The sequence below is a fragment of the Nannocystis bainbridge genome, from assembly GCF_028368995.1.
Lineage (GTDB): Bacteria > Myxococcota_A > Polyangia > Nannocystales > Nannocystaceae > Nannocystis > Nannocystis bainbridge.
Genome location: NZ_JAQNDL010000002.1, coordinates 590,584 through 608,639 on the forward strand (window position 1 = coordinate 590,584; position 18,056 = coordinate 608,639).

Genomic DNA, 18,056 nt, shown 5'->3' on the forward strand with positions numbered 1-18,056 from the left:
CCGAAGGACATGTCCTTCGGGATGAGACGCGGCGACGCTGGTGAGAGCGCGGGATGTCCCGGAGGACATGCTCTTGGGGACATTGTCAATAGTCACCGGCGTGGGATGTCCCGGAGGACATGTCCCTCAAGACATGCACGGGCCGGCGAGTCCGTGGTGGCGCGCGGACAAGCATGTCCCTCAGGACATGTCCTCAGGGCCAGTCGTCGAGATCGAGGCCGCGGGACAGCTCGGGGTCGTCGGCCAGGAGGTCGCGCAGGGTCGCCTCGCGCAGGCCGAGGGCGCGGGCGCCGGCGCTCACGCTGGCCTGGGCGGCGAGCACGGCCCGGACCTCGCGGCGGAAGGCGAGCGGGTCGGTGCGGCGCAGGGCCAGCAGCAGCGGTTCACGAGGCTCGGCGGGCAAGGTCACGCGCGAGGACTGTAGCGCTTGTCGTGGCGCGGGCGGGCGTGTTCAATGGGCGCGATGCCAGGACGACGGGCCGACGCGTGGATCTTGCTGGGGCTGCTGCTGGGCGGGTGCGACCCGAAAGCGCAGAGAGAGCTGGAGGCGGCGCGGGAAGAGCTGGCGGCGATGTCGACGCGGCTGCGAGACCGCGGGCTCGAGATCGAGGCGCTGACGGTCGAGCTCGACAAGGTCCGGGCGGCCCGCGCAGCGTGCGAGACGGAGCGGGCCAGGCCGGTGGAGACCGACGGTGCGCCGCCCGCCGAGGCCCCGCCGGCGGGCGAGCCGCCGCCCGCGGGAGAGGCGACGCTGACGCCGATCTGCACCGACGGGGTGTGCGTGGTGAAGCGGGGCGAGATCGAGGCGTTCCTGGCCAGGCCGGAGGCGGTGGTCCGGATGGCGCGCGTGATCCCGGCGATCGAAGCGGGCAATTCGGTCGGCTTCAAGCTGTTCGCGATCCGTCCCGAGTCGCCGCTGGCCCTGGTGGGGTTTAAAAATGGGGACCTGGTGCGCACGGTGGGGGGGCAGGAGGTCCATGACATGGAGGCGATGCTGCGCGCCTATACGCAGCTGCGCACGCTCGACCGCTGGACGTTCACCGGCACGCGCAAGAGCGGGCCGTTCGAGGTGACGATCGTGGTCCAGTGATGTCCAAAAGGACAGGCTGGCTGTTCGCAGGGACAGTCACCGGGCGTCGGGGTCGAACTGGAACACGGCCTCGAGCGGGACGGCGAACACGAGGGCGATCCGGAACGCGACCTCGAGCGAGGGGGCATACTTGCCGCCCTCGATGGCGTTGACGGTCTGACGACTGACGCCGATCCGCTCGGCCAGCTCCTGCTGGGTCATCTCGCCGCGCTCGAAGCGGAGCTGGCGGATCCGGTTTTTGACGCTGCCGCGCGCGGGCTCCACGGCTAGATCCCGCGCCGGTAGTAGACGAGCTGCAAGCCGAGGCGGGCCAGCTCCGAGAGGTACAGCGAGAGCAGCAGCAGGTGCGCGACCCACACCGGCTCGACGGCGACGACGAGGGCGCCGATGGCCCCGATGACGCCGGTGGCGAGGATCCAGCCGGTGCGGCTCTCGGCGCGCCACTCGATCTCGTGGTCGCGGACGTCGGCCGGCTCGGGACGACCGACGAGCGCGGCGACGAGGTGGCCGCCGACGAGGATCGCGACCAGGAGGACGACGGCGACGACGAACACGCCGGCGAAGGCGGGCAAGATCGTGATGCCGCTGGCGAGCATCCAGCCGGCGACGACGAAGTAGGCACCCAGGGCGAGGGCGACGCCGACGAGCTGGATCCAGACGCTGCGCTCCTCGAACGAGGCGCCCGGGCGAGGCTCGCGGGTGACAGCTTGGCTTGACATCATGTCAAAGATACGCGACACGCCGGCCGTGTCAAGCCGGCTTGACATGGATCGGCAAAGGTCGCGGAACGCCTGGCCTGCAGGCGCTGGCGTCGATGCGGGCGCGAGTGAACACGGAAGTAAAGTTCGCGGAGATGTGGCACGGGGCACACAGATCTGCTCCAAGCGCGAGCGAGCGCGACGGCGCGCCTGGGCCGTGGCTCATCTCGTACAGGCGAGCGAAGTACGGTGGCTCTCGAGGGCCGCCGTACCTGACTCTTGGGGCAGGTCACATGCTGGCTCGCGGATGATGATCGGGGCGTTCACGCGGGTTGTGTTGGGTGACGCCACGCGGTGGGTCGTGGTCGCGCCGAATTGCGAGGTCGAGCCGGATGGCCCATGGGACATGTTCGTGCGGACAGGTAGCGAGCATGCAGCCGTCTCGCTACCCGTCCTACGAGGCGCAGGCGAGCCGGTGTTGGCATGACCTCGCGCTGCGGGCTCAGGCGGCGCGGGCGCGGGCGTTCACGCGGCGGAGGCGACGCCGAGGGTGCGGGCGAGGGCGCGGGCGACGGCGAGGGGGCGGCCCTTGAACACGCGGACGTAGGGGATCGTGCTGGCCCGGGCGGCGCGGGCGAGGATGCCGTCGATGTTGTGGGCCTGGAAGCCGGTGGCGATCAGCACGTAGTCGTAGCTGTGGCGCGAGATGCTCTCGCACTGGGCCTGGACCTTGCGGGCGTTGCCGTCGCACCAGGTGATGTCGAGGCCGAGCGACTCCTCGAGCTTGGACTTGAGGTCCGGGTCCTCGCGGTTGCTGACGAACAGGACCCGCTTGCCCTCGACCTTGGGTCGGACCTGGGCCACCAGGTGCGCGCCCGGATCGTCGACGTCGTCGTTCTCTTCCTCGGTGTCGTGGTCGCTGTCGGTCGGCAGCACGCCGAGCTCGCCGCGCTTGAGCACGTCTTGCAGGCCGGTGAGGCGGCGGCGCATGCGGCGGTCCTCGAACAGGTCGGGCCGCAGGGCGTCGATGCGCGGGCGGATCGGCTGGATCAGCGACGCGACCTCGGGGGTGTTGTGGGCGTCGAAGGCCCGGCCCAGGAAGGCCAGCAAGGTCTCGTCGTCGAAGCCGTCGACGCCGGCGAGGGCGTCGCGCTCCGCTCGCACGGCGGCCTGTTGCTGGCGCACCTGGTCGGCCGAGGGGCCGGTCTTGGCGCGCTCGGGCGGCGGGATGAAGTCGGGGTCGAGCCAGCGCCGCAATTGCGGCAGGCGCTCGCCGAGGCGCCCCGCGAGCCAGCGCAGGCGGCCCATCACGGCGCCCCAGGTCTCGGGCTCCTCGGCGGCGATAAAGCGCCGGATGTCGCGCAGCGCCTGGGCGTGCTTGACGAGCGCGTCGAGCTGGTCGTTGGGGAGCTCCTCGGGCGGCGTGGTGAGGTGCCGCGGCGGCGGGTCGGTGACGTTGCCGGCGATGGCCTCGACGGCGCGCTGGGCCTCGCGCAGGAGGGTCCGCGGCGGGCCCGGCGGGGCCTTGCGCGGGCGGTCGGCCCAGCCGTAGTCGTCGACGGGAACCTCGCTGGTCATCGCCCGCTCGCGGTGGTTCTGCACGAACTCGTGGGCCTCGGCCCAGGTCTTGGGCGCGTGCAAGGTCTTGAGCCCGAGCTCGGCGACCACACACGCGGGCACGGCATTCATCTGCAGCGCCTGGACCGAGCCGGGCCACAAGGTCTTGCTGAGGTTGGTCAGCTCGTGGGCGATCCGCCGCACCAGCACGGTGATCTTGTGCTCGCCCTGGAACTGCTCGTCGAAGCTGCGCGCGCGCGAGATCCAGGCCAGCATGTAGACCTTTTGATAGCGCGGGGACATCAGCGCGAAGTCGGGCCGCATGTCCTGGATGTCCTTGAGGATCTCTTCGAGGGTCTCGCGCGCCTCGGCGACCGCGGCCGCGGGATAGGTCGGCAGCTGGATCCGTCCGACGATCGGGCTGCGCGGCAGCTCGGGCTCGGGCGCGGGGGCGGGCGTGGGCGTGGGCGTGGGCGTGGGCGGAGGGGGCGGGATAACTTCGGCGGATACGGGGGCGCTGACCGGCGCGGGCTGCGGACGGGCTGGCTCCTGGGCGAGGCCGTCGCGGAAGCGATCGAACAGCTGACGCGCGGCGGCCGAGGGGAACATCTGCGTCAGCGCGTCTTCGAGGGCGCTGTCGCGGTCGGAGCCGCGGCCGAGCCAGCGCTCCGTGTCGCGCCAGATCAGCACCTCGGTCCACTGATGGGTATACGTCGCGTGGCGGTAGCCGCTGTCCGCGAGAAACTTGGGTAGCCAGCGCGCGCCGTCGTCGTGCATCGCCCGTTACGCTAGTCTTTTCGCGCTGCTGCTGCAACGAAGGGACAAAATGCCGCGCGCGGCCCGAGGTCCGCGCGGGCAGGGTGAGGGCCTGCCGTGGCGGAGGCTGTTCAGCGCCGCGCGCGCCGTCGCGGACGCCGTTCGCCGCCAGTGAGGCCCGAGCAAGACGGCGTGCAGCGGTTCGGCTGCCGATGACCGCGCCGACGTCGACGCTCGAGATGGCGCCGCGGATGAAAGTCGACTTGTCGTCAGCCAAGAAGCGACAAAGGCGAGCGATGTCGTCAGGCTCCCCCGCGCGGACGACCGGGTGTGATCGATCAGCGACTGACAGTCCTTCTCGGGGATGCTCTCGTCCGGTGGCGGATGTGCCAGCGGCGGACGTCCCGGCAGTCACCTGTCCGGACCTCAGTCCGCTCGCTGGGGCGGGTCAGATCTGCGAGGCGGCCGGCGAGCCCCTCGACGAGGGACGCGACGCCGGCCTCGCCGCCGAGCAATGCTCGTGCACCTGCTTCGAGCGGCTGCTCGCTCAGCGACGGCGCGCCTGGATCGCATCGAGCGCGGCGTGTTCGTACGCGCGACCGGAGGCGGCGGCGGCGGCGTCGCCCTCGGCGAGCACGAGCGAGCCGTCGGCGAGGGCGCGGAGGATCGTGTGCGCGGGGGCGGCGATGACGTGAGCGTCCTGGGAATCGGTGGGGAGCGCGACGAACCGAACTTCGAGATCGAGGGCCTCGCACAGAGTGTTGAGCAGGCCGATCACGGCGGGCACGTCGAGCCAGTCCGACCGGTCGCCGGCGACGATCTCGAATGTGCAGTCGGGCAGGAACGCTCGCAGGCGATAGGCGTCGCGCAGCTGATCGGGATCCGCGTCGTCGTCGTCGTCGTCGTCGTCCGACTCGACATGGGAGACCTCTTCGAACAAGACTTCGTCGAGCGCCGGCGCGACGAGGTCGGCGAGCCGGCGCAGCAGGTGATCGTGGCGGTTGGGCCAGGCGTCGGTCTCGGTGTCGAAGACGAGACCCTGGCCGATGGGCACGCCGGAGTCACTCGGAGGCGGCGCGTCGTAATCGTCGTCGTCCGCGCCGCTCGCGGGCGGCGCGGTGTGTCTCGCCAGCGCGTCGAGCAGGCACCGGCGGTTGTCGTCGTCACGCACGACCTCGAGCATCGCCTGCAGCTCGGCGGTGACGGCGGGGCGCGCCAGCCGGCCGAGCGCGCGGGCGGCGGCCGCCAGCGCGGGGTTCCAGTCGCCGGGGAGGGCCGCGTTTGCGACTGCGATCATGCGGGCGAGCGGGAGGCGCTCCAGCGAGCGCTGCGAGCCGCCGAAGTAAGCGGCGCAGGTCGGGTCGTCGACGAGCCGTGACGCGAACAGGGCGTCGAGGGTGGGTTCCGGCGGGATCCGCGGCTCGCTCGCGATGGCCTTTGCGAGGCCCGTGCGTACGCCGGGGGGAATTCCGTCGTCCGCGAGGCAGCGCGCGAGCCAGGCGGAGAGCGGGGCGAGCAGAGGCGGCTCGCGCAGGAGCTCGGCGACGATCGAACCGTACACATACCCGACGTCGCGCGCCTCGTCGGGCGCGACGGTGACGAGGGCGCGCACGAGGTCGTCGAGCGCACCGAGGTCGCCGCGGCGGATCCGGTGGGCGAGCAGACCGGTCGGTGCGTGCTGCGACGAATACGAGTCGAGCGCGGCGTGAGTGGTGGCGAGTTCCAGGTCGAGCCGCGGGGCCCGTCCCGGGGTCGGCTGGACTTCGAGGTACAGGAACGGGGAATCGTGCTCGCGGCGGATCGGGGTCGGCTCGTCCACGGACCGAGGGTACTGCGATCCGCGGATTGTGCGAAGGCGCCCGGGGTCACGAATCGCGCCGGCATTGCATTGGTGCGCTGACGCGTCCGCCGGCTTGTGGCACCCTCATCGAGGATGCGGCGGCGATGGGTCCACCTCTCGAGGTGCGCGACGATCCTCGCCGGCTGCGGTGCGTGCACGCGGCCGACCGTGAGCCGTCCGCCCGTGGTCGCGTCGGAGAGCCGCCCGATCGAGCCGCGCGTCGATGTCGACGACGTGAACGCTGATGGCGCCGCGGCTGCCGAAGCAGAGCCGGAGCGTCACGGCAAGGTCGTGAGGTTGGACCCACCCGAGCCGCCCGCGCGCGACGAGTACGACGTCTGGGGCGACGTCGAAGGCACGCCGGTCGGCGAGGTCTACGGCGCCGGCGGGCTCGGCTGCCCTCGCGGAGTCGAGCCGTCGCCTCCCTCTTCGACGCGGCACGGTCGTCGGCCCGTCGCGCGCTTGCGGTCGCTCGAGGCCGAGGGCGCACTGTCCCACGGCGCGGCCTCGTCGAGCTTCCGCGGGCGCGCCGACAGCCTCCGCGATTGTCAACTCGCGGCCATGGAGGAGCAGCCGGAGCTCGCCGGACGGCTGCGCTTGCGAATCGACATCGGCGCCGACGGACGCGTGCTCACGGCCGCGAGCGACGGGCTCGATGCGATCGCCGGCTGCGTCCGCGAGGTCGCGCTGCGCTGGCGGTTCGCACCGGCGGACGCGGGCTCGCGGATCGCCGCAGAGTTCGACCTGCGCACCGAACCCGCCGCGCCCGAGCGTCCGCGACCGCCTTCCTGTCGGAGGTGATGCGCTCCGTCCGCCGCTCGTCGCGCCCCGCCGAGCCGGCCCCGCGCGATCACCAGAGCCCCACGGGGATAGCCCCACCGCGCCCGGGCTGCATGCCCGCGCCGCGGACGCGAGGTGGGCAGGCGGGCTTTGGGTGGCCGCCTGCGAGCGCAGCCCCGCGCAACCTCACGCTCTCGGGCTGGCCTTTGGTGCAGGCGACCCTCGCGGCCTCTCGGTACGCTCGCCGCCCCATGACAAGCACCAATTCACCGCGGATCGCCATCGTCACCGGCGGCGGCAACGGCATCGGCCGGGCCACTGCCCTCATGCTCGCCGAGGCCGGCTATGCCGTCGCCGTGTGGGACCTGGCCGAACAGGCAACCGAGGAGGTCGTCTCCGCGATCACGGCCGCGGGCGGCGTCGCCATCGCGCGCAAGGTCGACGTCAGCAAGCCGGAGGACTGCGCCGCCGGGGCCGCCGCGGTGGTCGAGCGGTTCGGCCGGATCGACGTCCTGATCAACAACGCCGGCGTCGTGCGCGACGGCCAGCTGGTCAAGGTCAAGGACGGCCAGGTCGTCGGCCAGATGAGCGCCGAGCAATTCCAGTTCGTCCTCGATGTCTGCCTCAAGGGCGTGTTCAACTGCACCCAGGCGGTCGTGCCGACGATGATCGCGCAGAAGTACGGCCGGATTGTGAGCACCAGCTCGGTGGTGGCGCTGTACGGCAACTTCGGCCAGACCAACTACGTCGCGGCCAAGGCCGGCGTGATCGGCATGACGCGCGTGTGGGCGCGCGAGCTCGGCCGCTACGGCATCACCGCCAACGCGATCGCGCCGGGTTTCATCGCTACGGCGATGGTGCAGAGCATGCCGGAGAAGGTCCTGCAGTCGATGATCGACCACACCCCGGTCGGCCGCGCGGGTCAGCCGGACGACATCGCCCGGGCCTTCGCCTTCCTCGCCGACGAGAAGTCGAGCTTCATCAACGGCGCGGTCCTCAGCGTCGACGGCGGCTCGGTCCTCGGGACCTGAGCGCGCCCGTCGAGGACGCCGGCGCGCCGTCGATGCGATGGCGCGCGGCGCTGCGGGGTGTCGCTCGCCCCGCGCTGAGCCGCACGAGGGATCGTTCCGGTTCACGCGGGCTGCGAACTCAAGGCGGTGTCGAGGCCGGCCCACAACTGTACGGCGCGCGGCGAGGGCAGGCCGAGCGCGACGAGCTTTGCCTGCTCCGATGCTTCGGCGGCGGTCCGCCGCACGGTAGCGACCGCGAGCCGGCCGGTGAAGTCGAGCTGTCCGATGAGCCAGGCGTCGAACATTCGCGGGCGAGCTCGCAGATCAGCGCATTCCGTAAACGACACTGCCGGTGGTGCTGCCGCCGGCAGACACGGAATCACCAGAGTCTGTGGTCGTGGCGCCCATGACGGTGGAATCCATGGTGCCCGAATCGGTGGAGGTGCTCGTGTTCGCGGTGGGGGAATCCGTGGTGTCGAATCGGTAGAGGTGCTCGTCCGGGGCAGGCGTGCGCGCGGAAGCCCGAGGGCACCCGACCTCGATTCGTCGCGCAAGCGAGCTGCCAGGGCAAGTCCGAGCAAAAAATCGTGACGAGCATGGCGAGAGCATGGCCGCGCGGAGCGGGCTGTCAGGTTGCCGGGAAGGGTCGGGTAAGGGCGCCGGTGAGCCCTCGCCAGGGTCGCGGAGAATGAGGGCTCGGATCCGCTGCGCTGGTCTTCGCAGACAAATCGGATTATCGTGCGAGGCGATGGCATTTCCGACCGCAGTCAACGCTCAGATCACCGACGAACTCGTTCAGACGGCCCTCCGCGCGGGCGTCGAGCAAGACACCGCCCGCAAAGTCGTCGAGTCGATCCTCGATCACCTGGCGAGCCGGGACGTCCTGCTCAGGGAAGGCAGCCCCACGCCTCAGGCCGCGGATTAGCGCATGAAGGCGCCGAGCAGGCGCGAGCGACCGAACGCCCGGCCTGCGGGCCGGGCGGTCCTGAGCGCGGATGGACCAGCCGCGGCCGACGCGGGCGTGATAGAGGTGAGAAAATGCCTCGACTGTTTGCGCCCGCCCTGGTGATCGCGTCGTGTCTGTTCTCGAGTCCCGCCTGGGCCGTGCAGACCGACACCGAATTGGTCTGTCTACTGGTCGGAAAGGACTATCACAACGGGACCGATCCGACGTCGGCGCATCAGCCGGACCTGCGGCTGTTCGGCACCGACCTCGGGTTCTCGTTCCGCCACGACGACAGCGTGGTGATGCTGTTCGGCGACACGTGGATCGAGGAGGACTTCATTTGCGAGCCGCCGAGCTTCACCGACGATTCGCTGGCGTTCATCGACCTCGCGGAGGACGACGACCCGGAGGATTGCCTCGACCTGGTGTTCCCGACCGACCTCGCCGACGTGCCGCTGCCGATCGAGGTGTGGCAGTCGGGCGTGCTGCAGAACATGGGGCCGCTGCGCACGCCGCTGACGGGCTTCAGCGATGGGCGCCAACTATACGGGATGTTCACCGGCGACGCGCAGACGTGCCTGGCGGCGCCGGTGTGCCCGGAGGGCCTGACCTGCGTGGGCGGTCTGTGCGGCGACGCGACGAGCTCGCAGGCGGGGTTCGGGACGCTGGCGTTTCGCGTCAAGATCGCGTCGGCGACATCGTCGAACCCGACGGTGTTCAACGTCGGCCACGAGTGGCCGACCAACAAGTTCGTCAACCCGACCAGCCGCGCGATCGGGGCGCTCGACGAGCGAGATCCGGACAACAACGACTACGAGCCCGGCGAGGAGCCGGACGAGCTGCTGGTGTGGGGGCGACCGGGGTTCGCGGCCGCGGGCACGGGCACGGCGGATCTTTACCTGCTGCATCACCCGCTGAGCACGCTGAACGGGCCGGGCACGACCATCAATTGGACGCCGCGTTACTTCGCGGGGATGAGCGGGTCGGTGCCGACGTGGTCGTCGACGCAGACGGACGCGGTGCCGGTGATCGCGCTGGAGGATGTCGATCCGGTGCTTCACTCGTCGGTGGCGTATGTGCCGGCGATCCAGAAGTGGGTGCTGCTTTACAGCGGGCGGTGGCCGGGCACGGCGTCGACGCCGACGACGGGGGTGTACATGCGCACGGCGCCGCACCCGTGGGGTCCGTGGAGCGAGGCGGACCTGATCTGGCACGCGGTCGACGACGGGGCCTACGATTGCCCGGGCGGGTTCATGTACGACGAAGAGAGCGTCGGGATGTCCTGCACGCCGACCGATCCGTATCGACCGGGTGCGTTCGAAGCGTGCCCCGCGGAGTCGGCGGATCCGAACGGGGACCTCGGGGTCGAGTACGGGATCAACATCCTCGACACGTTCACCGCGAGCGGCATGGCCATCGACACGGCGACGATCTACTGGAACCTCTCGACGTGGAACCCGTACCGCGTGGTGCTGATGAAGACGGACCTCGACGACAGCGTGATCATCCCGCCGTGAGCCGGCGAGCGCGGTGAGCCTTTCGCGGCGACTGCGAAAAAAAATCGAAGAATTTTGGATCGGGCGGGCGGCCAGCTCACCTATCCCCTTTGCATGAAGACCATCCTGACCGCCTCGCTCTTCGCTGCGTCCCTGGCCTACGGCCAGCTCCCGGGGCGTGATTCCGACCTGGGCCCGGAGCGCGACGCCGGGTCCGAAGCGCGCCTCCACGCTCCGGAGCCCGCCAGGGCGTCCGCGGAGGCGCCGCAGGGGAACCAACCCGGCAGCCTCTGCATCATGCCGGGGGTATCCGCGAGCGTGGCGAAGGCCAACCCGGGCACCCAGTACCCTCTGGGCGGAATGAGACCGCCCGCCGTGTCATGCCACGACAACAAGGGCAAGCACGCCGTCGGGTACCACTTCAAGCTCTACGTCGGCCCGGGCACCGACTGGCCCGACGCCGTCTGCAGAGTCGACTACCTCCACAAGCCCGAGGAGCTCACGAGCGCGTGCTGGAACGCCTGCATCGAGCAGAAGAAAGCTTGTTACGCGAAGTTCAGCGGCAAAAAGGGCAAGCAGCAATGCGATGAGCAACTCATTGCATGCAAGGCCGTCAACGACTCGAAGAAGCACCCGGCCATCCTTCAAGAGCGTTCGAACAGTTTCTGCAAGCAGCCGGCGCCACCATTCCCGCAGCCGCCGGCGCTCACGGTGACCCCGCCGTAGAAGCGCGGCCGGGATTTTCGCGCCGCGCTCTGGCCCTGCGGGTGTGTCGACGCGGCCGACCGCTCGAGCGCGGCCGGCGGCGACGCAGTCCTCGACCTCGCGCGCGATGGCGCTGCCGCCCGCGGCGGTGATCGCGGACACGAAGTCCGGGGCTGCCTGTTCGGCCAGGTCTCGTGACGATGGCGATCCGCGGCCGCTCGCTGTCGTCATGGCGAGGCACCGAGAGGCCGCAGGACCCGCCGCAATACCAAAAGGGGCGAAGATGTGAGCTTGCGCCCTGTCCGTGGCCTGGAGCACGCGGCTCGGGTGGCCACGGAGGACGATGACTGCTGCTTGTCGTCTCCAGGGCGTTCCCCGTAGGATGCGCCGACCCCATGACAGATGCCGCCCCGCCCGACGCGCTGGTCCGCGAGATCAAGGAGCTCATCATCGAGGCCCTGATGCTGCAGGACATGACCCCCGAGGACATCGACCCCGAGGCGCCGCTGCTGGTCGAGGGGCTGGGTCTGGACTCGATCGACGTGCTCGAGCTGGCGATGGCGATCGGCAAGAAGTACGGCGTCAAGACCCGGGCCGATGACGCGCAGAACCGGCACATCTTCGCCAGCGTGACCAACCTGGCCCGCTTCGTCCAAGAACAGCGCGCTGCGGCGGCGGGCTGAGGCCGGGCATGGCGGACCCTGGTGGCGAGCCGCGGCGAGCCGCGGGGGTCCCGAGGTGGATTCCGGCGGTGCTGCGATCGATCGTGATCGGCGGCTATCCGCTGGTGGTCTACTTCGGCATGACGCGCTGGAACCCGCGCACGCTGGCGCTGGTGCTCGCGGTCGCGCTGCTGCCGGGGCTGGTGCTGCGCCTGCGCGAGGCCCGGCGCGAGGACCTGTGGCCGGTGCTGCGGGTGCCGCTGTCGCTGTTCGGGCTGTTCGCCGTGGCGGCGCTGTCGGGCGAGCAGCGGCTGTTCATGGCCCTGCCGGTGCTGGTCAACCTCGGGCTGCTCGCCAACTTCGCGGCCAGCCTGCGGGGGCCGGTGTCGCTGGTCGAACGGTTCGCGCGCCTGCAGGAGCCCGAGCTGCCGCCGGGCGGGCCGGCGTACTGCCGCACCTGGACCAAGATCTGGTGCGGGTTCTTCGTCGCCAACGCGGCGGTCAGCGCCGGCCTGGCGCTGTGGGCCCCGGCGTCGTGGTGGATGCTCTACACCGGGCTTTTGGGGTACCTGCTGATCGGGGTAATGTTCACCGTCGAGTTCATCGTCCGCAAAGTGACGTTCCGTCGCTTCGGCGACGGGCTGCCCGACCGCCTGCTCCGCCGCTTGCTCCGCGCATGAGGTCCTTCGTCCCGCTCGTCCACACCGATCCCGCGGCGCCGGTCGCCGTGGGCGAGGCCGTGCGCACGGCGGGCGAGCTGATGCGCGACGCGCGAGCGGTGGCTGCCAGGCTGCCGGCGGCGACCGCGGGCAGCGAGGTGCTGGTGGTCTGCGGCGATCGCTACCACCTGGCAGTGACGACCCTGGCGGCGTGGCTGCGCGGCCACGCGGTCGCGCTGCCGCCCAACGCCCAGCCGGCGGCGGTGCGCGCGCTGGCCGGGCGAGCCTCGGTGGTCGCGCTGCTGCACGACTCGGACCTGGCTGACGCGCAGGACGTCCGCGAGTGGCTCCCGGAGCATGTCCCCGGGGACATGACCGATCCGACATGGCCCGAAGCGCTGGCGGCGGACCGCCGGCTGGCGGTGGTGTACACCTCGGGCAGCACCGGCGACCACCAGCCGTGCGTCAAGACGGCGGCGCAGCTGCTCGGCGAGGCGCAGACGCTGGCGGCCACGTTCGCGCTGCGGGCCGGCGAGGTGGCGCTGGCGACGGTGCCGCCGTATCACCTGTACGGGCTGCTGTTCGGGATCCTGGCGCCGCTGGCCGCCGGGGCGGCGTTCGCCCGCGAGACGCCGCTGCACGCCGAGACGGTGGCCCACGTGGCGCGTCAGGTGGCGGCGACGGTGCTGGTCAGCACGCCGGCGCACCTGCGCGGGCTGACGGTGCTGCAGCGCGGCGACCTGCCGCCGCTGTCGCGGGTGTTCTCGTCGGGCGCGCCGCTGCCGCGGGCGACCGCGGACGAGCTGTTGACGGGGCTCGGGCTGCAGGTGACCGAGGTGTACGGCTCGTCCGAGACCGGCGGGATCGGCTGGCGTCGGCACGAGGATGTCTCGGGGGACATGTCCCCGGAGACAGCCTGGGCGCCGCTGCCGGGGGTCGCGGCCGAGGTAGCGAGCGACGGGCGGCTGCTGCTGCGCTCGCCGTTCCTGGCCCCGGACGCGCCGGTGCCGTACCCGTGCGAGGACCGGATCGAGCTCGACGCGCGCGGCGGGTTCCACCTGCGCGGGCGGCTCGACGGGGTGGTGAAGATCGCCGGCAAGCGGGTGGCGGTCGCCGAGGTCGAGCAGCGGCTGCTGGCGCTGACGGCGGTGGCCGACGCGGCGGTGGTGGCGGTCGAGTCGCCGGGGGCCCGCGGGCACGAGCTGGTGGCCGCGATCGTGGGCCGCGAGGCCGGGCGCGACGCCGGCGAGCTGGTCGCGGAGCTGCGCCGGGCGCTGCTGCCGTGGTTCGACCCGGTGGTGGTGCCGCGGCGGATCAAGGTGGTGCCGGCGCTGCCGCGCGAGCCGAGCGGGAAGCTGACGCGGCGCAAGCTGCACGCGCTGCTCGGGCTCGACGCGCCAGCGGGCGCGGAGAATGAAGGCACGGCGGCCGGGCGAGGTGGCGCGAGGGACATGTCCGCGGGGACAGCCAACGAGGCCGCAGGCGGCGTGAAGGACATGTCCTCGGGGACAGCCGCGGCGGGCACGCCGGCGACCGAAGGAGATGGCGCGAGGGACATGTCCTCCGGGACATCGAGTGAGACCCGCGCGTTCGCGCTGCGCGGGCACGTGCGGCGCGACGACGGCGAGGCTTCGGTGCACGAGGTCGAGGTCGGGGTGCCGGTCGACCTGGCGTTCTTCCGCGGGCACTTCGAGGGGCGGCCGGTGCTGCCGGGGGTGGCGCAGCTGACGGCGCTGGTGGTGCCGCAGGTGGCGGCGCTGCGGCCGGAGCTGGGGCGGCTGCGGCGGGCGGCGCGGCTCAAGTTCACCCGGCCGATCGCGCCGGGCGACGCGCTGGTGCTGCGGCTCGAGGTCCGCGGGACGCAGGTTCGCTTCTCGCTGGCGCGCGCGGGCGAGGTGGTCACGGCGGGCGCGCTCGAGTACGACGCGCGCGGTGGTTGATATGGTCGGAGGGACGGACGAGCGCGAGATGGCCCGAGGGCCAGGTGACGTGTCCGCCGGGACAGCCGCGTTCCGGCCGTGCGCGCTGATCCCGACCTACGACAACCCGCGGACGGTGCGCGACGTGGTGCTGCGGGTCAAGGCGCACCTGCCCGCCGTGGTGGTGATCGACGACGGCTCGGGCCCGGAGGGGCGGGCGGCGGTCGAGGCGATCGGGGCCGAGGGGCTGGCGCACGTGCGCCGGCGGACGCAAAACGGCGGCAAGGGGGCGGCGGTCAAGACCGGGTTCCAGTTCGCCCACGAGCTCGGCTACACCCACGCGCTGCAGGTCGACGCCGACGGGCAACATGACCTCGGGGACATCCCGCGCTTCCTCGCGACCGCGCAGGCGCGGCCGGACGCGCTGGTGCTGGGGGCCCCGGTGTACGACGCCTCGGCGCCGAAGGGCCGGCTCATCGCCCGCAAGATCACCCTGTTCTGGACCGACTTCGAGGCCGGGCGCGGCGTCATCACCGACCCGATGTGCGGCTTCCGGGTCTACCCGCTGACGCCGGCGCTGGCGCTCGGGCGCACCGGCGACCGCATGGACTTCGACATCGAGATCGCGGTGCGGCTGGTGTGGGCCGGGGTGCCGGTGATCAACCTGCCGACGAAGGTCCGCTATATCGGCCGCGACGAGGGCGGGGTGTCGCACTTCCGGGTGTTCGGCGACAACGTCAAGATCTCGTGGCTGCACACCCGGCTGTCGTTCCAGCGGGTGATGGTGCGCCCGTGGCTCGACCTCTACCGCCGCCTGCGCCGCCCGGCGCTGCCAGCCGGCCGCTGACCGAGAGGACAGGTTCGATCGGCCATGGCGCAGCAGGCAGGTTTGAAAGGACATGTCCCGGGGGACAGCCGCGACGAGGCCGCGAGCGGCGGAGCGGCGGCCGGCGCGGGCGGAGCGAACGGGCGCGGGGCGATGGTCGGCGCGGGCGGCGGGGCAGCGGCCGGTGATGCGAGCGAGCGCGGGCCGATGGTCGTGGCGAGCGGCGGTGGGGAGAGCCAGGCGGCGGTCGTCGCGGGCGCGGGCGGCGATCGGGCGTGGATGACCCGGCCCGAGCGCGGGACGGTGCTGGGGATCCGGGCGACGCTGCTGTTCTGCCGGGTGTTCGGGCGCCGCGGGGCGGGGGCGCTGCTGGCGGTGATCACGTTCTACTACGCGCTGTTCGCCGGGGCCGCGCGCCGGGCCTCGCAGGACTACCTGCGGCGGATCGGCCAGCCGCATGGCTTTTGGGCCAGCTGGCGCCACATCTACACGTTCGCCCGCTGCGCGCTCGACCGCGTGTTCCTGGTCCGCGGCGAGACCTCGCGGTTCCGCGTGACGCACACGGGCATCGAGCACCTGCGGGCGCTGCAGCAGCAGGGCAAGGGGGCGCTGCTGCTCGGGGCGCACCTCGGCTCGTTCGAGGCGATGCGGGCCAGCAGCGTCGACAAGCGGCTGCCGATCCACATCCTCGCGTACTGGCAGAACGCGAAGATGATCAACGATTTCTTGCGCACCGTCGGGGCCGACTTCGACGTGCGCGTGATCCCGATCGACCCGCGTGACACCAGCTACATCCTGGCGGCGAAGGAGGCGATCGAGCGGGGCGAGCTGGTGGCCGTGCTCGGCGACCGGGTCGGGGTCAACGACAAGACCTGCACGGCCGACTTCCTGGGCGCTCCGGCGCGCTTCCCGACCGGGCCGTACACCCTCGCGGCGCTGCTAAAGTGCCCGATTTACTTGACTTTCGGGCTTTACCACGGGCCCGACCGCTACGATCTTTATTGCGAGCCCTTCGCCGAACAATTAGAACTGCCCAGAGGCCGCCGCGAGGCCGCCACCGCCGCCCATGTCCAGCGCTACGCCGAACGCCTCGAGCACTACTGCCGCCTCGCGCCGCTCAACTGGTTCAACTTCTACGAGTTCTGGAGGGCGGAGTGAGTAACGCGCGCGTGCTGCTGGTGGGGCCCGCCGGGCTCGGCCTCGACGACGTGATCCAGCTGGCCGAAGGGACAGCCTTCCCGGCGCTCGACGACGCGCCGGAGTACCGGGCGCTGTTGGCCCGCGGCGCCGATCACCTGGCGCGGCGGCTGGCCGCGGGCGAGGTCGTGTACGGGGTCACGACCGGGTTCGGCGACTCGTGCGAGACGGCGGTGCCGGCCGAGCACGTGCCGTCGATGCCGGTCAACCTGATGCGCTTCCACGGCTGCGGCACCGGGCGGATCCTCGACGAGGTCGAGGCGGCCGCGGTGGTCGCGGTGCGGCTGGTGGCGCTGGCGCGCGGCTGGTCGGGCGTGCGGGTCGAGGTGCTCGAGCGGCTGTGCGACTTGCTGAGGCACCGCCTGTTGCCGCGGATCCCCGCCGAGGGCTCGGTCGGGGCCAGCGGCGACCTGACGCCGCTGTCGTACGTGGTCGCGGCGCTGGTCGGCGAGCGCGAGGTCTGGTTCAAGGGACAGGTGGCGCCGGCGGCCGAGGCCCTGCGCGCGGCCGGCATCCCGCAGCTGACGCTGCAGCCCAAGGAGAGCCTGGCGCTGATGAACGGGACCAGCGTCATGGTCGGGCTCGGTTGCCTGGCGGTCGCCCGCGCGCAGCGGCTGGCGCGCCTGTGCGCGGCGCTGACGGCGATGGGCAGCGACGTGCTCGGCGGCAACCCCGCTCACTTCGACGACCGCATCTTCGCCGCCAAGCCGCACCCGGGCCAGAGAGCCGTGGCGGGGTGGATCCGCGAGGATATCGAGTTCCCGCGGCCCGCAGCCCCCGCGCGCATCCAGGACCGTTATTCGATCCGCTGCGCCCCGCACGTGATCGGGGTCCTCGTCGACGCGCTACCCTGGGTCCGGCAGTGGCTCGAGGTCGAGATCGTCGGCGCCAACGACAACCCGCTGGTCGACCCGGAGACCGGCGAGGTGCTGCACGGCGGCAACTTCTACGGCGGGCACGCCTGCTTCGCGCTCGACGCCCTGAAGACGGCGGTGGCCAACCTCGCCGACCTCGTCGATCGCCAGGTCGCGCTGGTCTGCAACCCCGACACGAACGCGGGCCTGCCGGCCAACCTGGTCGCGCGCACCGGCCCCGATCGCGCGGCGCATCACGGCTTCAAGGCGATGCAGATCTCGACCTCGGCGCTGGCGGCCGAGGCGTTGAAGCTGACGATGCCGGCCAGCGTCTTCAGCCGCAGCACCGAATGCCACAACCAGGACAAGGTGAGCATGGGCACGATCGCGGCGCGCGACTGCCTGCGGATCGTCGAGCTGACCGAGACGGTCGCCGCGATCGGGCTGCTCACCATGTGCCAGGCGGTCGACCTGCGCTCGGGTCACAACGTGCACGCGCGGGCGCGCACGCTCCACGAGGCGGTCCGCAGGGTGGTGCCGATGGTCGACGCCGACCGCCGCCAGGACCACGACATCGCCGCGGTGTTGACGCTGATGCGCGCGGGCGCGTTGCCGATCGGAGCGCTGCCGTGAGCCGCCTTCACGAGGTCTCGGTCGAGTTCGAGGTCCCGTTCCACGATGTCGACATCCTCAACATCGTCTGGCACGGGCACTACTACAAGTACATGGAGATCGGCCGGACCGCGCTGATGCGCTCGCGCGGGCTCGACGTCGCCGACATCCGCGGCGCGGGTTACGCCCTGCTGCTGGTCGACAGCCACTGCCGCTACACCTACCCGCTGCGCTACGCCGACCGCGCCCGCGTCGACGCGTGGTTCGTCGCGGTTGCGCCGCGCCTGGTCGTGGCCTATCGCATCCGCAACCTCAAGGACGACCGCTGCTCGGCTCGCGGGCAGACGATCCTCGTCACCACCGACCAGGATGGTCGCCTCTTGCAGGAGACGCCCGATGCTCTGCTCCAGCGGCTGGTATAGCCCACGCTCCCGTCTGTCCTTCCGGAC

The 18,056-nt window shown here is 71.6% G+C and carries 19 protein-coding genes and 1 pseudogene; 13 read left to right on the plus strand and 7 right to left on the minus strand.

What is annotated here, in order from left to right:
• Positions 1 to 193 precede the first annotated feature (193 nt).
• A complete protein-coding gene (locus tag POL25_RS19965) occupies positions 194 to 409 on the minus strand; it encodes a hypothetical protein (RefSeq protein ID WP_272087700.1) in 216 nt (71 codons plus the stop codon).
• A gap of 54 nt (positions 410 to 463) precedes the next feature.
• Between POL25_RS19965 and POL25_RS19970 the strand changes: the two genes are divergently transcribed.
• Positions 464 to 1,090 carry a hypothetical protein gene (locus tag POL25_RS19970; RefSeq protein ID WP_272087701.1) on the plus strand — a complete coding sequence of 209 codons (627 nt, stop codon included), beginning with the start codon at positions 464 to 466 and terminating at the stop codon, positions 1,088 to 1,090.
• A gap of 36 nt (positions 1,091 to 1,126) precedes the next feature.
• Here POL25_RS19970 and POL25_RS19975 read toward each other — a convergent pair whose 3' ends face one another.
• From POL25_RS19975 to POL25_RS19990, 5 genes and pseudogenes are all read right to left on the minus strand, one after another.
• Positions 1,127 to 1,354, minus strand: coding sequence for a helix-turn-helix transcriptional regulator (locus tag POL25_RS19975; RefSeq protein WP_272087702.1), 228 nt, complete (start codon positions 1,352 to 1,354; stop codon positions 1,127 to 1,129).
• Between the two features lie 2 nt (positions 1,355 to 1,356).
• Positions 1,357 to 1,809, minus strand: coding sequence for a hypothetical protein (locus POL25_RS19980; protein WP_272087703.1), 453 nt, complete (start codon positions 1,807 to 1,809; stop codon positions 1,357 to 1,359).
• A 504-nt stretch (positions 1,810 to 2,313) separates the two neighbouring features.
• A complete protein-coding gene (locus POL25_RS19985) occupies positions 2,314 to 4,122 on the minus strand; it encodes a hypothetical protein (protein ID WP_272087704.1) in 1,809 nt (602 codons plus the stop codon).
• A 211-nt stretch (positions 4,123 to 4,333) separates the two neighbouring features.
• Positions 4,334 to 4,516: pseudogene (locus POL25_RS44950) on the minus strand (hypothetical protein); the annotation flags it as partial.
• 132 nt (positions 4,517 to 4,648) lie between these two features.
• The gene (locus tag POL25_RS19990; protein WP_272087705.1) at positions 4,649 to 5,920 is read right to left on the minus strand and encodes a hypothetical protein; all 1,272 of its coding nucleotides are present in this window, start codon (positions 5,918 to 5,920) and stop codon (positions 4,649 to 4,651) included.
• Between the two features lie 189 nt (positions 5,921 to 6,109).
• On the opposite strand from POL25_RS19990, the gene POL25_RS19995 reads away from it, so the two are divergent.
• Positions 6,110 to 6,742, plus strand: coding sequence for a hypothetical protein (locus POL25_RS19995; protein WP_272087706.1), 633 nt, complete (start codon positions 6,110 to 6,112; stop codon positions 6,740 to 6,742).
• A gap of 230 nt (positions 6,743 to 6,972) precedes the next feature.
• Positions 6,973 to 7,752, plus strand: coding sequence for a 3-oxoacyl-ACP reductase FabG (fabG, locus tag POL25_RS20000; RefSeq protein ID WP_272087707.1), 780 nt, complete (start codon positions 6,973 to 6,975; stop codon positions 7,750 to 7,752).
• Between the two features lie 101 nt (positions 7,753 to 7,853).
• Here the strand turns inward: fabG and POL25_RS20005 are convergent, their stop codons facing one another.
• Entirely contained in the window at positions 7,854 to 8,036 is a 183-nt protein-coding gene (locus tag POL25_RS20005; protein ID WP_272087708.1) for a hypothetical protein, read from the minus strand.
• Between the two features lie 443 nt (positions 8,037 to 8,479).
• Between POL25_RS20005 and POL25_RS20010 the strand changes: the two genes are divergently transcribed.
• The 10 genes from POL25_RS20010 (at position 8,480) to POL25_RS20055 (ending at position 18,029) form a co-directional block, all read left to right on the plus strand.
• Positions 8,480 to 8,656, plus strand: a complete 177-nt coding sequence (locus POL25_RS20010; RefSeq protein WP_272087709.1) for a hypothetical protein — start codon at positions 8,480 to 8,482, stop codon at positions 8,654 to 8,656.
• 113 nt (positions 8,657 to 8,769) lie between these two features.
• Positions 8,770 to 10,194 carry a glycoside hydrolase family 183 protein gene (locus tag POL25_RS20015; protein ID WP_272087710.1) on the plus strand — a complete coding sequence of 475 codons (1,425 nt, stop codon included), beginning with the start codon at positions 8,770 to 8,772 and terminating at the stop codon, positions 10,192 to 10,194.
• A 93-nt stretch (positions 10,195 to 10,287) separates the two neighbouring features.
• Positions 10,288 to 10,899 (plus strand): hypothetical protein, encoded by a 612-nt coding sequence (locus POL25_RS20020; protein ID WP_272087711.1) that lies wholly within the window; start codon positions 10,288 to 10,290, stop codon positions 10,897 to 10,899.
• Positions 10,900 to 11,273: 374 nt separating this feature from the next.
• Complete coding sequence (locus POL25_RS20025; protein WP_272087712.1) at positions 11,274 to 11,561, plus strand: phosphopantetheine-binding protein; 288 nt, start codon at positions 11,274 to 11,276, stop codon at positions 11,559 to 11,561.
• 68 nt (positions 11,562 to 11,629) lie between these two features.
• Positions 11,630 to 12,220 (plus strand): COG4648 family protein, encoded by a 591-nt coding sequence (locus POL25_RS20030; RefSeq protein ID WP_272087713.1) that lies wholly within the window; start codon positions 11,630 to 11,632, stop codon positions 12,218 to 12,220.
• Positions 12,217 to 14,139, plus strand: coding sequence for an AMP-binding protein (locus POL25_RS20035; protein WP_272087714.1), 1,923 nt, complete (start codon positions 12,217 to 12,219; stop codon positions 14,137 to 14,139). The genes POL25_RS20030 and POL25_RS20035 overlap by 4 nt, the downstream gene beginning before the upstream one ends.
• A gap of 49 nt (positions 14,140 to 14,188) precedes the next feature.
• Positions 14,189 to 14,965 (plus strand): glycosyltransferase family 2 protein, encoded by a 777-nt coding sequence (locus POL25_RS20040; RefSeq protein WP_272087715.1) that lies wholly within the window; start codon positions 14,189 to 14,191, stop codon positions 14,963 to 14,965.
• A 24-nt stretch (positions 14,966 to 14,989) separates the two neighbouring features.
• On the plus strand, positions 14,990 to 16,102 hold the full coding sequence (locus tag POL25_RS20045; protein WP_272087716.1) for a lysophospholipid acyltransferase family protein: 1,113 nt from the start codon (positions 14,990 to 14,992) through the stop codon (positions 16,100 to 16,102).
• Positions 16,099 to 17,628 (plus strand): HAL/PAL/TAL family ammonia-lyase, encoded by a 1,530-nt coding sequence (locus POL25_RS20050; RefSeq protein ID WP_272087717.1) that lies wholly within the window; start codon positions 16,099 to 16,101, stop codon positions 17,626 to 17,628. Before POL25_RS20045 ends, POL25_RS20050 begins: the two co-directional genes overlap by 4 nt.
• Positions 17,625 to 18,029 (plus strand): acyl-CoA thioesterase, encoded by a 405-nt coding sequence (locus POL25_RS20055; protein ID WP_272087718.1) that lies wholly within the window; start codon positions 17,625 to 17,627, stop codon positions 18,027 to 18,029. Before POL25_RS20050 ends, POL25_RS20055 begins: the two co-directional genes overlap by 4 nt.
• Positions 18,030 to 18,056 lie beyond the last annotated feature (27 nt).

Bases quoted from the DNA above. Each gene is read 5' to 3' on its own strand.
- POL25_RS19970 (WP_272087701.1), top strand. From the start codon at position 464: ATGCCAGGACGACGGGCCGACGCGTGGATCTTGCTGGGGCTGCTGCTG.
- POL25_RS19980 (WP_272087703.1), bottom strand. From the start codon at position 1,809: ATGTCAAGCCAAGCTGTCACCCGCGAGCCTCGCCCGGGCGCCTCGTTC.
- POL25_RS19985 (WP_272087704.1), bottom strand. From the start codon at position 4,122: ATGCACGACGACGGCGCGCGCTGGCTACCCAAGTTTCTCGCGGACAGC.
- fabG (WP_272087707.1), top strand. From the start codon at position 6,973: ATGACAAGCACCAATTCACCGCGGATCGCCATCGTCACCGGCGGCGGC.
- POL25_RS20005 (WP_272087708.1), bottom strand. From the start codon at position 8,036: ATGTTCGACGCCTGGCTCATCGGACAGCTCGACTTCACCGGCCGGCTC.
- POL25_RS20010 (WP_272087709.1), top strand. From the start codon at position 8,480: ATGGCATTTCCGACCGCAGTCAACGCTCAGATCACCGACGAACTCGTT.
- POL25_RS20015 (WP_272087710.1), top strand. From the start codon at position 8,770: ATGCCTCGACTGTTTGCGCCCGCCCTGGTGATCGCGTCGTGTCTGTTC.
- POL25_RS20020 (WP_272087711.1), top strand. From the start codon at position 10,288: ATGAAGACCATCCTGACCGCCTCGCTCTTCGCTGCGTCCCTGGCCTAC.
- POL25_RS20025 (WP_272087712.1), top strand. From the start codon at position 11,274: ATGACAGATGCCGCCCCGCCCGACGCGCTGGTCCGCGAGATCAAGGAG.
- POL25_RS20035 (WP_272087714.1), top strand. From the start codon at position 12,217: ATGAGGTCCTTCGTCCCGCTCGTCCACACCGATCCCGCGGCGCCGGTC.
- POL25_RS20045 (WP_272087716.1), top strand. From the start codon at position 14,990: ATGGCGCAGCAGGCAGGTTTGAAAGGACATGTCCCGGGGGACAGCCGC.